Annotated in this window: 13 protein-coding genes; 5 read left to right on the top strand and 8 right to left on the bottom strand. The window is 66.8% G+C overall.

Annotated features, from left to right (window positions below; genetic code table 11):
* Positions 1 to 26: 26 nt before the first annotated feature.
* Positions 27 to 1,670, top strand: coding sequence for a glucose-6-phosphate isomerase (gene pgi / locus D002_RS0110655; protein WP_018141910.1), 1,644 nt, complete (start codon positions 27 to 29; stop codon positions 1,668 to 1,670).
* A gap of 18 nt (positions 1,671 to 1,688) precedes the next feature.
* On the opposite strand, the gene D002_RS0110650 is transcribed toward pgi, so the two are convergent.
* Positions 1,689 to 2,537: a bifunctional nuclease domain-containing protein gene (locus D002_RS0110650; protein WP_018141909.1), complete on the bottom strand. Its 849-nt coding sequence runs from the start codon at positions 2,535 to 2,537 to the stop codon at positions 1,689 to 1,691.
* A gap of 94 nt (positions 2,538 to 2,631) precedes the next feature.
* Here D002_RS0110650 and D002_RS0110645 point away from each other — a divergent pair, with 94 nt between their 5' ends.
* Positions 2,632 to 3,231, top strand: coding sequence for a DUF938 domain-containing protein (locus D002_RS0110645; RefSeq protein WP_018141908.1), 600 nt, complete (start codon positions 2,632 to 2,634; stop codon positions 3,229 to 3,231).
* Between the two features lie 332 nt (positions 3,232 to 3,563).
* On the opposite strand, the gene D002_RS0110640 is transcribed toward D002_RS0110645, so the two are convergent.
* Positions 3,564 to 3,989: a DUF3617 family protein gene (locus D002_RS0110640; RefSeq protein ID WP_018141907.1), complete on the bottom strand. Its 426-nt coding sequence runs from the start codon at positions 3,987 to 3,989 to the stop codon at positions 3,564 to 3,566.
* A gap of 126 nt (positions 3,990 to 4,115) precedes the next feature.
* Between D002_RS0110640 and D002_RS0110635 the strand changes: the two genes are divergently transcribed.
* Positions 4,116 to 5,069, top strand: a complete 954-nt coding sequence (locus D002_RS0110635) for a matrixin family metalloprotease (protein WP_018141906.1) — start codon at positions 4,116 to 4,118, stop codon at positions 5,067 to 5,069.
* 32 nt (positions 5,070 to 5,101) lie between these two features.
* Here D002_RS0110635 and D002_RS0110630 read toward each other — a convergent pair whose 3' ends face one another.
* The 3 genes from D002_RS0110630 to D002_RS0110620 form a co-directional block, all read right to left on the bottom strand.
* Entirely contained in the window at positions 5,102 to 6,382 is a 1,281-nt protein-coding gene (locus D002_RS0110630) for an OmpP1/FadL family transporter (protein WP_018141905.1), read from the bottom strand.
* A gap of 118 nt (positions 6,383 to 6,500) precedes the next feature.
* Entirely contained in the window at positions 6,501 to 6,689 is a 189-nt protein-coding gene (locus D002_RS0110625; protein ID WP_018141904.1) for a DUF3185 family protein, read from the bottom strand.
* Between the two features lie 26 nt (positions 6,690 to 6,715).
* On the bottom strand, positions 6,716 to 6,967 hold the full coding sequence (locus tag D002_RS0110620) for a GlsB/YeaQ/YmgE family stress response membrane protein (RefSeq protein WP_026181664.1): 252 nt from the start codon (positions 6,965 to 6,967) through the stop codon (positions 6,716 to 6,718).
* 270 nt (positions 6,968 to 7,237) lie between these two features.
* Between D002_RS0110620 and mltF the strand changes: the two genes are divergently transcribed.
* Positions 7,238 to 8,704 (top strand): membrane-bound lytic murein transglycosylase MltF, encoded by a 1,467-nt coding sequence (gene mltF / locus D002_RS0110615; protein WP_018141902.1) that lies wholly within the window; start codon positions 7,238 to 7,240, stop codon positions 8,702 to 8,704.
* On the opposite strand, the gene D002_RS0110610 is transcribed toward mltF, so the two are convergent.
* From D002_RS0110610 to D002_RS0110600, 3 genes are all read right to left on the bottom strand, one after another.
* Positions 8,691 to 9,782, bottom strand: a complete 1,092-nt coding sequence (locus D002_RS0110610) for a DUF3524 domain-containing protein (protein WP_018141901.1) — start codon at positions 9,780 to 9,782, stop codon at positions 8,691 to 8,693. The genes mltF and D002_RS0110610 overlap by 14 nt on opposite strands.
* Before the next feature lie 88 nt (positions 9,783 to 9,870).
* Positions 9,871 to 10,419 carry a carboxymuconolactone decarboxylase family protein gene (locus tag D002_RS0110605; protein WP_018141900.1) on the bottom strand — a complete coding sequence of 183 codons (549 nt, stop codon included), beginning with the start codon at positions 10,417 to 10,419 and terminating at the stop codon, positions 9,871 to 9,873.
* Entirely contained in the window at positions 10,409 to 11,062 is a 654-nt protein-coding gene (locus tag D002_RS0110600) for a TetR/AcrR family transcriptional regulator (protein ID WP_018141899.1), read from the bottom strand. The genes D002_RS0110605 and D002_RS0110600 overlap by 11 nt, the downstream gene beginning before the upstream one ends.
* An 84-nt stretch (positions 11,063 to 11,146) precedes the next feature.
* Here D002_RS0110600 and D002_RS0110595 point away from each other — a divergent pair, with 84 nt between their 5' ends.
* Positions 11,147 to 11,857 carry a hypothetical protein gene (locus tag D002_RS0110595; protein ID WP_018141898.1) on the top strand — a complete coding sequence of 237 codons (711 nt, stop codon included), beginning with the start codon at positions 11,147 to 11,149 and terminating at the stop codon, positions 11,855 to 11,857.
* The last annotated feature ends 14 nt before the right edge of the window (positions 11,858 to 11,871 follow it).

The following is an 11,871-nucleotide window of genomic DNA, read 5'->3' as shown; positions in this document are numbered from 1 at the left end:
GGATGACAGCGGGAGCGGATGTGTCGATGGAGAGTGCCTTGCAGGTAGAGGCCCGCCGACTGGAACAGGAGACGCTGCGCGAGCTGTTTGCGCGCGATCCTGACCGTGTGCAGCGGGATGTTCAGGAGATTGCCGGGCTGCGTCTGGACTGGACGCGTCAGCGTCTGGATGCCCCGGCCTGGGAGGCGCTGTTCGAGCGCGCCGCGGCCAGCGAGGTACCGGAGGCCCTGCGGGCCCTGTTCGCGGGGGAACGGGTCAACACCACCGAAGGTCGGGCGGCCCTGCATACGGCCCTGCGTCTGCCGCGGGAGGCCCGCTGCGAGGTGGGTGGCGAGGATGTAGTGCCGCAGGTGCATGCGGAGCTCGATCGGGTGTCGGACTTTGTACAGCGTATCCATGACGGCACGCACCGCGGGTACAGCGGTCGTCCGATCCGGCGGGTGGTGAATATCGGCATCGGGGGCTCCGACCTGGGCCCGCGCATGGTCTGTCGGGCGCTCGCGCCACACGCGCAGGCCACGGCCGAGGGTGCGCCATTGGCCGTGCAGTTTGTCTCCAACGTGGACGGCGCCGCCCTCTCTGCCGTGCTGCGCGAGGCCGACCCCGAGACGACCCTCTTTATCGTCGCCTCCAAGACCTTCGGCACCCTCGAAACCCTGACCAATGCTCGCGCCGCCCGCGCCTGGCTGCTGCGGCATGCGCCCGACCAACAGGCCATCGCGCAGCATTTTGTGGCGGTGTCCACCGCACGCGATCGGGTGGTCGACTTCGGCATCGACCCCGACAACATGTTCGGTTTCTGGGACTGGGTCGGTGGCCGCTATTCGGTGTGGTCCACCATCGGACTGTCGGTGGCCTTGCTGCTGGGGATGGACGGCTTTCGTGCCTTCCTCGGCGGCGCGCACGCCATGGACGAGCACGTGCGTCACGCCCCCGTGGCCACCAATGCCGCGGTACGCATGGCCCTCGTGGACCTGTGGAACCAGAATCTGCTGGGTGCCCAGTCGCGGGCCGTGCTGCCTTATGACGAACGCCTGTCGTTGCTGCCGCCGTACCTGCAACAGGCGGAGATGGAGAGCTTGGGTAAACGCGTGGGGCTCGGTGGCGATGTGGTGCCCGATGACACCGGGGCGGTGGTCTGGGGCGCGGTGGGCACCGACGGTCAGCATGCCTTCTTCCAGCTGCTGCACCAGGGCACGCGCTTTATCCCTGCCGAGTTCATCGGGGTCGCCCGCCCGGCGCATGACCTGCCGGACCAGCACCCGTTGCTGATCGCGAACCTGATTGCGCAGACCGAGGCGCTGGCCCTGGGCCGGACCGAGGCGGAGGTGCGCGCGGAGATGGCCGCCGCCGGTCAGCCACCCGAGGTGATCGAGGCGCTGGCGCCGCATCGAACCTTCCCCGGTAACCGGCCCAGCACTTTGATCCTGTTGGAGCAGCTCGACCCGGCGACGCTGGGCGCACTGATTGCGCTGTTCGAGCACAAGATCTACGTGCTGGCGACCCTGTGGGGCATCAATGCCTTTGACCAGTGGGGCGTCGAGCTGGGCAAGCAGCTCGCCGGACAGGTCCTCGAAGACCTGCAACCGGGTACGCCACCCGCCGCCCACGATCCGGCAACCACTGCTACCCTCGACTGGCTGCGCCCACGGCTTCCGGCCCGCAGCTGATGTTCGATTGAGACAATCTCAGACGCTCAGGGCGTCGTCCGATTCCTCAATCGTGGGGACATCGGTGGGCAGGGTGATGGTCCGCGTTTCTCCGTCCAGCCAGTAGCGGATCGTGGCTTCTTCGCCTTCCGGCGTTGCCGACACCGCTTCCAGGAAGTCCATCGGGGTCTCCGGCGTCCGGTCGTTGACCTCCAGTATCAGCGCCCCTTGGGTGATCCCCGCCGTGGCGGCGCGGCCCACCGCGCGGCTGACCAGCACACCGGGCTCATCCGGAAGTTGCAGGGCTTCGCGCAAATCGTCGCGGGCCTCCACGACGGTGATGCCCAGAGCGGTTACGACCTCGTCATCGCCCGGTGGGGTGTAGTCGAACGGCACATCGGCCTCGAGGATCTCCGGGGCAACGTGGATCGACGCCCCACTGCGCACGGCCAGCGCCAATGCGTCACTGGGCCGGGTATCAATCCGCCGCGGTTCCTCTTCCCCGGCGACCCGAATCTCCAGCCATCCGAGGTAGGTCCCGTTTTCCAGGCCGTCCACGATTACTCGTTCTAGACGGGCATCCAGTTGCTCGATCAGGTCGATCATCAAGTCGTGCGTCTGTGGCCGGGACAACGGGACCTCATGCATGGCCAGCAGGATCGCACGGGCCTGATCCGTACCGATCACGATGGGCACAACCTCGCCGGAGGCGGGTTGGCGCAGCAGGGCAATCGCGGCGCCACTCCCGGCGTCGATCCCGACGGTGGCCAGCTCCACCGGCAGCAAGCGCTCTGGATCGGTTGCCATGTCGCGGGCCAGAACCTCGCTGCCGACGGCCAGCAAGAGGGTGAACAGTGCGGACAGAAACAGTCGGGGGCGAGGGGTCATGGAGTTGGCCTGAACCAAGGATGTCTCTCGATCATGGCAGCCGTATTCCGGAGCGTCCAGAATTGGGCCCTTCTTGCCCTGACGGATTCTTGCGATGGCCTCCGAAAAGCCCTATGCCCCAGCCGCGGAACAGAACCGCGCACCCATCCTCGCCGTGTTGCGGGAACAGTTTCTCGCCCATGGCCGGGTGCTCGAGATCGGTGCTGGCACCGGGCAGCATGCGGTGCACTTTGCCGCGGCGCTGCCGCACCTTGATTGGTGCCCCAGCGATGTCGCGGACAACCTGCCGGGCGTGGAGGCCTGGCGCCGCGATGCCGCGCTGCCCAACCTGCGCGCTCCGATACCGCTGGACGTGCGGCTGGATACCTGGCCGGAGGGGCCGTTCGAGTATGTGTACAGCGCGAATACCGTGCACATCATGCACTGGCCCGCAGTGGAGGTGATGTTTGCCGGTGTGGCGCGGATATTGGCGCCGGGCGGCCTATTTGCCCTGTACGGGCCCTTTGCCCACGATGGGGTGCATACCGCGGAATCCAACGCCCGCTTCGATCACGCCCTGCGAACGCAGGACCCCGGCATGGGCGTACGCGATCGTGCCGACCTGGACACCCTCGCATCGTCCCACGGCCTTCAGCGCGAGGCCATCATCGATCTCCCGGTCAATAACCAGATCCTCCTCTGGCGCAGGATGTAAACCTTCAGGGCGTGACTACCACGAAGCGCACGAAGGCACGAAGAAATTCAAAGTCGGATCGACCACGGAGTGCACAGAGATCACGGAGAAACCCGAAAGACTTTCAGAGGGGACCAATGGAGTGTTTCCTTAAGATCAGATCGGGACCAGGAACTGCTTACCGCTTGCTCTGGAACAGCCTGCGATCCCGTTAAGCTGAAACAGGGCGAGCGGCGATCAGGATAATCCGCCAGCCCTTTGTCTCTGTGTCCTCCGTGACCTCTGTGGTGGATATGCTTTTGACCTGGCCCTTCTTCGTGTCTTCGTGTGCTTCGTGGTGAATACAGGGGGAATCAGCAGTCGCCGATGCGTTCGCCGCGCATTTCCATGCGGACGTTCACCGTGCCCATGGGCGTATCCATCTCGCTGGTCATTTCGCCCTCGGCGCGATCGCCCATGAAACGCATGCGGCCCTCCATCTGCATTTGCCCGCCCTGTGGGTCGGTGCAGACCATGGTGTAGTCCATGCGGTCGGCGCTCATGTCCATCTGGTCCATGGAGCAGCCCTCGGGGGGCTCGATGATGCTCTCGCCCTGGTCGATGTCTTCCTGAGTGACGCACTCGGTGGTGGTCTCGGTCTGGTCGGGCATGTTGCCCATGCCTTCCATAATCATGGTGTTCTGGTTCTCCCACAGGCCGGGCTGGATGTTCGGGGTCTCGGCCTGGGCGGCGAAGGGCAATGCAATGAGCGGCAGGGCCGCGAAAAGGGCGCGCATCATGAGGGTCTCCTGATTGAGGCGTGTCGTGAGCCGTGCCTCAATGGTGCCTCGCGCGCCAAGAAGGGGCAAACACTGGTTCTCGCGGCAGCTGGGTGGCACCTTGTGGATAACAATTGAGGACGTGTGATGGCACTACCGTTGTGGCTGGTGGGAGGCGTGGGTGCCTTGGCGCTGGGAGTCCTGGTCTGGCAGGAGGCTGATTGGCCGGGCGGTGTTGCCGGGTACATGGTGGCTTCCGAGTGTCAGGTGCCACTGACCCTGCATCTTGAGGCGGTCGATCCCCGCTTTCGGCTGGAACCGGAGGTGGTTCAGGCCGCCCTGGACGCAGCGGTCACGATGTGGGATTCGCAGACGGATGCCGAGCTTTTCCGGCAGCGTGATAGCGAGGGGATGCCGGTGCGTCTGGTTTTTGACCAGCGCCAGGCGACGGCCGAAACGCGGGATCGAACCCGCCAGGAACTGGACAGCCTGCAGGCCGGTATCGCGGCGCGAGAGGAGCGCCTGGACCAGTGGCGCTCGGCGTTGGAAAGCGATTCTGCGAGCTATCAGCGGCGATTGGAGGCCTATCAGGCGCGTCAGCGCGAACACGAACGGGCGGTAGCGGCCTGGAACGCGGGGCGCATGGAGCACAGCGCGGCTAATCGTGATCGACTGGAGCGCGAGCGCGCCGCGCTGGACGCGGATCGGGACGGCTTGGAGCAGCGCCGCGAGGCCCTGGAACGTCGCCGCGGCGAATTGAACCGCGAGATCCGAGAACTGGGGCGCGCGATCGAGGAGTTTAACGAGCAGGTCGCGATGTTGAACCGCGAGGTCAGTGCGACTGGAAGCTTCGATATGGCGGTTTATGAGCAACAGGGGGCACGGCGGTCGATCACCGTGTTCAAGGCCAGTGACGCGGACGAGTTGCGCCTTACGCTGGCGCACGAACTGGGGCACGCACTGGGGATTGGCCACGTCGATGATCCGGCGGCCGTGATGCATTCGATGCTGGGTCCGGCCAATGCGGGGCGCCGGGATTTAAGCGCGGCGGATCGCCGGGCGTTGATGACGGTCTGCGGAGTGGCGTTACGGGACGAATAGGCCGGGGCGAGATTTCCCCGGCCTATGGGGTTCTAGAAGTGATAGCGCATAGCGGCCGAGAGGACGTGCACGTGGCCCTTGGTCGTGCCCTGCATGTTGATGTCGGTCCCATTGAAGCTGCGCGTGATGTCCAGGTCCTCGCTTTCGATGTGGATGTAGCTGTAGCCGAGGTCGAAGGTCAGGCGGTCGCTGCTGGCATAGCTGGCGCCGAAGGAGAACCAGGTGCGGTCACCATCCGGGGTGCGTGTGCTGCGCCCGTCGGTCTGGGTCGGGGTCTGGTCATACTGGATGCCGCCGCGCAGGGTCCAGCGCGGGTTCATCTCGTACTCGGCTCCGACCGCCAGGGCGTAGCTGTTGCGGTAGTTCTGTTCCAGCACCTGGTCGCCGGTTGCGAGCTCAATGCGGATTTCGTCGAAGTTCGACCAGTTGAACCAGGTGTATTGCGCGAGCCCGGTCCAGCGGTCGTTGAAGCGATGGCGGATACCGATCGAGGCAATGTCGGGAAGCTTCAGCTCTGCTTGTCCACCTTGCACGACCGTGTCGCCAACGACTGCTCGGTTGGGGTCGTTCGTAGAGAGTGTTGCGGTAGCAGTGCCCTGAAGCGTGTGCGAGATTCCATCGCGGTAATGAATCCCGAGGCGGGTGTTGTCCGTCAGGTCAAATAGCATCCCGATATTGAAGCCGACATCCCAGTTGTCGCCTTCGAGCTCGAATTCGCCATCGGTGTCTGGATTGGGTCCGGTCGGGTCCGGCGTGGCGCTGCGCAGGGTGGCATCGGCGTACTGGAGGTCGAGGCCGCCGCCGATGGAGATCCGGTCGGTCAGATCGAAGGCGATGCTGGGCTGCAGGTTCAGCACGCGCAGATCGGATTCCAGCGAGTCGTAGCGGGCGAAGAAGTCATCGTTGTATTCGTTCTTCAGGCCGAACGGGGCGCTCAGGCCAAAGCCCAGCCAGACGCGGTCGGAGTACTGTTCCGCCCAGTACAGGTTGGGCACCGGGGTCGGGTCGTAGGGGTTTCCGCTGTCGCGGCCGGGGATCTGGGTGTTGCGCTGGTTGACCTCGGCGTTGGGGATCAGCAGATGCACCCCCGCCTGCACCTCGTTGCGTTCCAGGCGGGTCATGCCGGCCGGATTGAAGTAGATGGTGCTGGCGTCGGAGGCGATGGCGGCCTCCCCGGCATAGGCACGGCCGAGGCCGGAGACGCCCTGTTCCTGGATGTAGAAACCGGCGGCCAGCAGGGTCGTAGGTGCGGCGAACAGGACGGTGCTGACGGCGGCGGTGAGTGCCAGGCGGCGCGATGGTTTCATGGTCATGCGGTCTCCCCCTATTTATTGTTTTTAGGGGCAGCCGTGGAACCATTGGCTGGCCTGTGCCGCCCCGAGCCGGACACTACCGGTTCGAGTGGCTTACGCCAACCACGTCACAGATTTTTCAGGTCAGCAGGATAAGCCCGACCACGGCGGCGAGGCCTCCGCCAATTAGTAATGCAAGCGTGCGTTGCGTAAACCGCCCGAGGAACATTCGGGCGGCGCGTTCGCGCATGCCAAAGGCATCCTGGGCGCCGACGACGACGGCGATCAGGCCGCCCACCAGCAGGATGATGCCGAGGATCTGGATCATGGTGTCTCCCTGGGAAGGTGGATGGATTAGGCTCTTTTGATCAGTCGCAACAGGCCGAGCAGCAGCACGGCCCCGAGTGTCGCAGCGGCAAGGCTGCCGATCAGCCCGCCGGCCTGGACCCCGAGCTGGGTGAACAGCCAGCCGCCGAGGAAGGCCCCGATCACGCCGACCACGATGTTGAGCAGGATGCCCTGCCCGGAGCCGTGCACCAGCAGTCCGGCGAGCCAGCCGGCGATGCCGCCGATGAGCAGGAGGAGGAGAAGGGATTCGACGGCCATGATGTCGCGCTCCTTGCGGGTGACGGAGTATTGGAGTGTGCCGAGGTCGCTGCGTTCCCCGAATCGCACGGTGACGGAGGCTTCGACTGTACAGGGCACGCGGCTGGGCCGCCCATCAGCGGTGGCCTCCGCAAGGGATGGCAACCCCTTCGTCGTGGGTATTTTTGAGAACCATTCCGCAAAACCCTAGTCTCTGTATCGGACATTCATGGATCCGTCATGGACGGGGTCAGCCAATCCGCGCGGCCTGTCGACGGGAAGGAAACCGGAATGCATGAACCGAATCGTCGCTGCGCCGCGGGCCGGCGCCCGTCATCCTGCGGACAGGGCCGCGCGCTGTTGCCTGCCGCGCTGCTGGTGCTGCTCGCGGGTTGTGGCGCCGAGGAGGGGCAATCCGACTCGATGGTCTCGAACGCCAGCGCCAGCGAGCGGCTGGCGCCGGTGGAGGAGACAGGCACGCTGCGCGTGGTGACCCGCAATGCGCCCACCACCTGGTACTTTGACCAGCATCTGGAAGCGGCGGGCACGGAGCATGACCTGGTCGAGGGCTTTGCCCAGGCGCATGGCTGGCAGGTGGAGTGGGTCATGGCCGAATCGGTCTCCGGTGTGCTCGAGGCGCTGGCCTCCGGCGAGGCGCATATGGCCGCGGCGGGGCTGACCCATCTCACCTCGCGCGACGAGCGCTTCCGGCGCGGCCCTGAGTACATGGAGATCACCGAGCAGGTGGTCTGCCATCGCGACTTCGATGCCATGCCCGAATCGGCGGACGACCTGGGGTCGGTCGACCTGGTGGTCTCGGCCGGCAGCAGCTACGTGGAGACCCTTGAGCAGGCGCTTCCGGATTCGGCCGGGTTCGAGGTCCGCGAGATCGGTACCGAGCGGCTGATGGCGCAGGTCGCCCGGCAGGAGATCGACTGCACCGTGGCCGATTCGCATATCGTGCGCTACAACCGTCGCTCCTTCCCGCATCTCGACATCGCCTTCGACCTGTCCGACCCGCGCACCCTGGGCTGGTACGTACAGCCGGACCAGGTGGCGCTGGCTGAACTGGCGGGCGACTGGATGCAGGGTGATGGCGGCCGGGAACTGCGCGAACTCGTGGATGAGCGTTACTACGCCTACATCGATCAGTTCGATTTTGTCGACCTGCGGGCGCTCAACCGCCGCATCGAGGACCGCCTGCCGCAGTTCCAGTCGTATTTCGAGGAAGCGGCCGAAAGCACCGATCTGCCGGCCGATCTGCTGGCGGCCCTGGCCTACCAGGAGTCGCACTGGGATCCGGAGGCGCGCAGCCCCACCGGTGTGCGCGGCATGATGATGCTGACGCAGCGCACGGCCGAGTCCCTGGGAGTGGATCGCCTGGACCCGGTGCAGAGCATCGACGGCGGGGCGCGCTACCTGCAGCGCCAGCACGAACTGTTGCCCGACGACATTGACGAGCCCGACCGCACCTACCTGGCGCTGGCCGCCTACAACATCGGTCGCGGGCACCTGCTGGATGCGCGCCGGCTGGCGCGCGAGCTGGGGCGTGATCCGGATCGCTGGGCCGACATGCGCGAGACCCTGCCGCTGCTGACCGAAGAGCGCTACTACCAGAACCTGCGCTTCGGCTACGCCCGCGGCTACCAGCCGGTGTACTACGTGCAGCGCATTCGCAACTACCGCGACGTGATCCGCCCGGTCTTCGTGGCCGAGGACGAGGTCCCGTCCGACCGGATCGTGGTCAGGCGCGACTGATCCCGGGCCGGCGGGCGTCGCCCGCGACCAGTGCATCCAGCGCCTGCTGCCAGCGCGGTTCCAGCCGAGCCGGCAGCCAGGCGCGCACGTCCGGTGCCGGCGGCGTGCCCTGTTGCAGCCAATGCCGCAGGCGCTCGGTCAGGGCCGCGCCATCGCCGGCGGGATAGCGGCAGGTGTCGGGATACTGCTCGCGGTAGGCCAGGGCGTCCGGGACCAGCGGCGTGGCACCGGCGGCCGTGGCCTCCAGTACGGCCAGTCCCTGGAACTCGTGCAAGGCAGTGCTGACGACAATGCCCGCGCGGCCCAGCAGGTCTTCGTATTCCCGCCGAGGCAGCTTGCCATCCGCCACGATGCGGTCACCGAGGGTGGCGCGCAGCCGCTGCAGGGCCTCGGGGGGCTGGGCGGGCCGCGCCCCCAGCAGGGCGAGCCGGAAGTCCACGCCGGTCTCCCGCAGCCGTAGCAGCGCCTCCGCGAACACCTCCGGCGCCTTGTCGTACTCCCAGCGGTGGTTCCAGAGGATCAGTCCCGGGTCGCGGACGCTGCCCGTCAGGACGGGTGGCGCGACGGGGACGGGCAGGATCTCGCTGCGTGCCTGGAGCCGGGTCCGCAGGCCGTCAGGGACATGATCCGGCATCCGGGCGAGCAGGGCGTCTATGCCGTCCAGGAACGAGTCGCGGTTGAAGGCGGAGTTGAAGGCCACGCGGTCCGCGGCCAACGCCGCGTACAGCTGCACCATCTGGGGGTCCACCGAATCCACCTGGTCGCGTCCGACCGGGTAGGCGAACTGGTTCTCGTGCACGTAGTACAGCGTGGGTGGCCTGGCAAGCGGTGGATGCAGGCCGCGCAAGGTGGCCAGGTCCACCATCGAGGTGGCGATGACCGCATCGGCCTCCACCCCCGCGAGCCGGTCCAGCCAGGAGATCGGGTTGCCGCGGATGCGCCAGCGGAAGTGCCGCCCGGGCAGTTCCAGCACCTCCCAGTCGAATTGACCGAAGGTCGTGGTCAGCCAGTCGACCCAGGCGGCGTGACTGTCGGCCCGGTAGGCGGAGAGCAGGAGGATGCGCGAGCGTGGCGGCATGCAGGCGGGCTGGCGGTCGGGAGCGAGGCCCTACCTTGCCGCTGCGCGGTGCATCCCGCAATCGCATCATCGGCTACGGCCTGCGCGGTCAACGCGCGGTTGCGCTCCAGCGTTCGCTGGCCATGGGCGCGTCGACCGGGGTGCCGGCGATGTGGTTGGTGTAGTTGGACAGCGTCTTCAGGCCGATCGCGAGGATGACCTCCAGCATCTGCGCGGCGGTATGGCCGGCGTCCAGGAAGGCCTGCTGGGTGGGTTCGTCGACCCAGCCGCGCTGTTCGAGCAGGGCGCGGGCGAACTGGCGCAGGGCCTCCAGCTGAGGGTCGTCGATCAGGCGGTCTTCGCGCAGCGCGGCGATGACGTCGTCGGGTACGCCGGTCATGCTGTGGGTGGCCATGCAGTAGTCGCATTCGTGGTAGCGGCTGACGGTCAGCACCAGGACGCCCTGTTCGGTGGGGCTCAGGGAGGTCTTCTGCAGCAGGTCGTTGAGCGCCAGGTAGGCCTCGGCCAGGGCCGGCGCGCTGGCCATCTTGCGAATCAGGTTGGGGACCATGCCGAAGGTCTGTTCGGCTCGGTCAAATACGGCTTGCGCCTCCGGGGCGCTGGCGGCGTCGTGCAGGGGGAAGCGTTCATCGTTCATGGGGTACCTCCGGGGGCGAGTGGGTCAGGAGTGTGACCAGCGCCGGGCCCAGGCGCAGGACCGTCGCCGGGTCCTGGTCGGCCTTGGCCATCACCAGGATCCCTTCCATCAGGGCCAGCCACTGTTCGGCCAGCGCTTCGGTGTTGGTATCGCCGGGCAGTTCGCCGTCCTGCACGGCCTCGTCCAGTACGGAACGGAAATGGGCGGTGACGGCGTCCAGGTGCCCCCGTATCGCCCGGCGCAGGGTCGGGTTGTGGGTCCCCATCTCCACGGCCAGGTTGCCGAAGGGACAGCCGGGCAACTGGCCGGATTCCGCCTGCATGCGAGCCTCGAAGGCGTGGATCGCATGGACGAACGCCTCGATCCGGGCGTGCAGGCCGTTGGCGCCGGCGAGCCCCGGGATCAGCACCTCGCGCTCGAAGTCCGCGTAGAGGGCGTCCAGCATCGCCAGGGTGAGCGCCTCCTTGCCGGGGAAGAAGTGGTACAGGCTGCCCTTGCGCACGCCGGCATGGGCACAGATCTCGGCGATGCCGACGGCGCTGTAGCTGCGACCGACGATCAGTTCGCGCGCAGCCGTCAGGAGTGCGTCGCGGCTGTCGCCGCGGGCCCGGTGGGTCGGGGTTGGGGCTGGGGGCGATGTCATGTCTTTGCACACTAGTTGACCGGTCGGTACAGTGCAAGGAGCAATCGTCCAGGAGGGCACAAGCCGATGTCCTGAATTCCCGACATGCATGAAGCCACTGACGCCGCCGGCGTATCCATTCCCGCGGAGTACGCGGATGCCTGGGAGGATGGCTTTGGGGTGCGTGGCTGGAAGCTGGATCTGCCGGGGCGTGGCGCGGACGTGATCGCGGCGACCCCGTATACCGGCGAGCGTATCCCGACCTCGGTGTTCGTGCATGACATCGTGGACCATCACCTGTGCGGCTTCGCCCTGTCCGGTTATACCGACGAGGCGGGGGCGCTGATTCAGCTGGCGGAACGTACCGGCTCCGATCCGGTGCCGGACTTCGTGCAGATCATCGACGAGGACCTGCTGCCGGGGGCCTTCGAAAGCGGCGACTGGCGCGAACTGCTGCCCGTGTCCCTGGTGACGGCGGTGGAAGCGGCCCCGGGCACGCGGGCCGGCATGGCCCAACTGCGCGCACAGTGGGGTGACGGCGTCCTGCGCGCGCTGTGGCTTGCCGGGTTCGTGGCGACGGGCTGGGGACGGGCCGCGGCTGCGCGCGCGGCCTGGGAACGACACGGTCTGGCGTATGCCAAGCGCGCCGCGACCGCGCGGGCGCTGCAGCGCTTGTTCGAACAGGTCGATGCGCGGGTGCGCGAACAGGGCTGGAGCCGGGCCAGCGGCGTGTTCCGGGTTACCCCGAAGGCGGTGGGCTTCCGCTTCGAGGGGCCGGCGGCCGGCCGCGAAGAGTGGCAGCCGATTACGGACTGAAGGAGACGGTCTGC

This window comes from Thioalkalivibrio sp. ALJ7, assembly GCF_000376865.1.
Lineage (GTDB): Bacteria > Pseudomonadota > Gammaproteobacteria > Ectothiorhodospirales > Ectothiorhodospiraceae > Thioalkalivibrio.
Note: the sequence above shows the minus strand (reverse complement) of the source record. Positions and strands in the feature narration are given on the sequence as shown.

Bases quoted from the DNA above. Each gene is read 5' to 3' on its own strand.
- pgi (WP_018141910.1), top strand. From the start codon at position 27: ATGGAGAGTGCCTTGCAGGTAGAGGCCCGCCGACTGGAACAGGAGACG.
- D002_RS0110600 (WP_018141899.1), bottom strand. From the start codon at position 11,062: ATGACATCGCCCCCAGCCCCAACCCCGACCCACCGGGCCCGCGGCGAC.
- D002_RS0110640 (WP_018141907.1), bottom strand. From the start codon at position 3,989: ATGATGCGCGCCCTTTTCGCGGCCCTGCCGCTCATTGCATTGCCCTTC.
- D002_RS0110635 (WP_018141906.1), top strand. From the start codon at position 4,116: ATGGCACTACCGTTGTGGCTGGTGGGAGGCGTGGGTGCCTTGGCGCTG.
- D002_RS0110630 (WP_018141905.1), bottom strand. From the start codon at position 6,382: ATGACCATGAAACCATCGCGCCGCCTGGCACTCACCGCCGCCGTCAGC.
- D002_RS0110645 (WP_018141908.1), top strand. From the start codon at position 2,632: ATGGCCTCCGAAAAGCCCTATGCCCCAGCCGCGGAACAGAACCGCGCA.
- D002_RS0110605 (WP_018141900.1), bottom strand. From the start codon at position 10,419: ATGAACGATGAACGCTTCCCCCTGCACGACGCCGCCAGCGCCCCGGAG.
- D002_RS0110595 (WP_018141898.1), top strand. From the start codon at position 11,147: ATGCATGAAGCCACTGACGCCGCCGGCGTATCCATTCCCGCGGAGTAC.
- D002_RS0110650 (WP_018141909.1), bottom strand. From the start codon at position 2,537: ATGACCCCTCGCCCCCGACTGTTTCTGTCCGCACTGTTCACCCTCTTG.
- D002_RS0110610 (WP_018141901.1), bottom strand. From the start codon at position 9,782: ATGCCGCCACGCTCGCGCATCCTCCTGCTCTCCGCCTACCGGGCCGAC.
- D002_RS0110625 (WP_018141904.1), bottom strand. From the start codon at position 6,689: ATGATCCAGATCCTCGGCATCATCCTGCTGGTGGGCGGCCTGATCGCC.
- D002_RS0110620 (WP_026181664.1), bottom strand. From the start codon at position 6,967: ATGGCCGTCGAATCCCTTCTCCTCCTCCTGCTCATCGGCGGCATCGCC.
- mltF (WP_018141902.1), top strand. From the start codon at position 7,238: ATGCATGAACCGAATCGTCGCTGCGCCGCGGGCCGGCGCCCGTCATCC.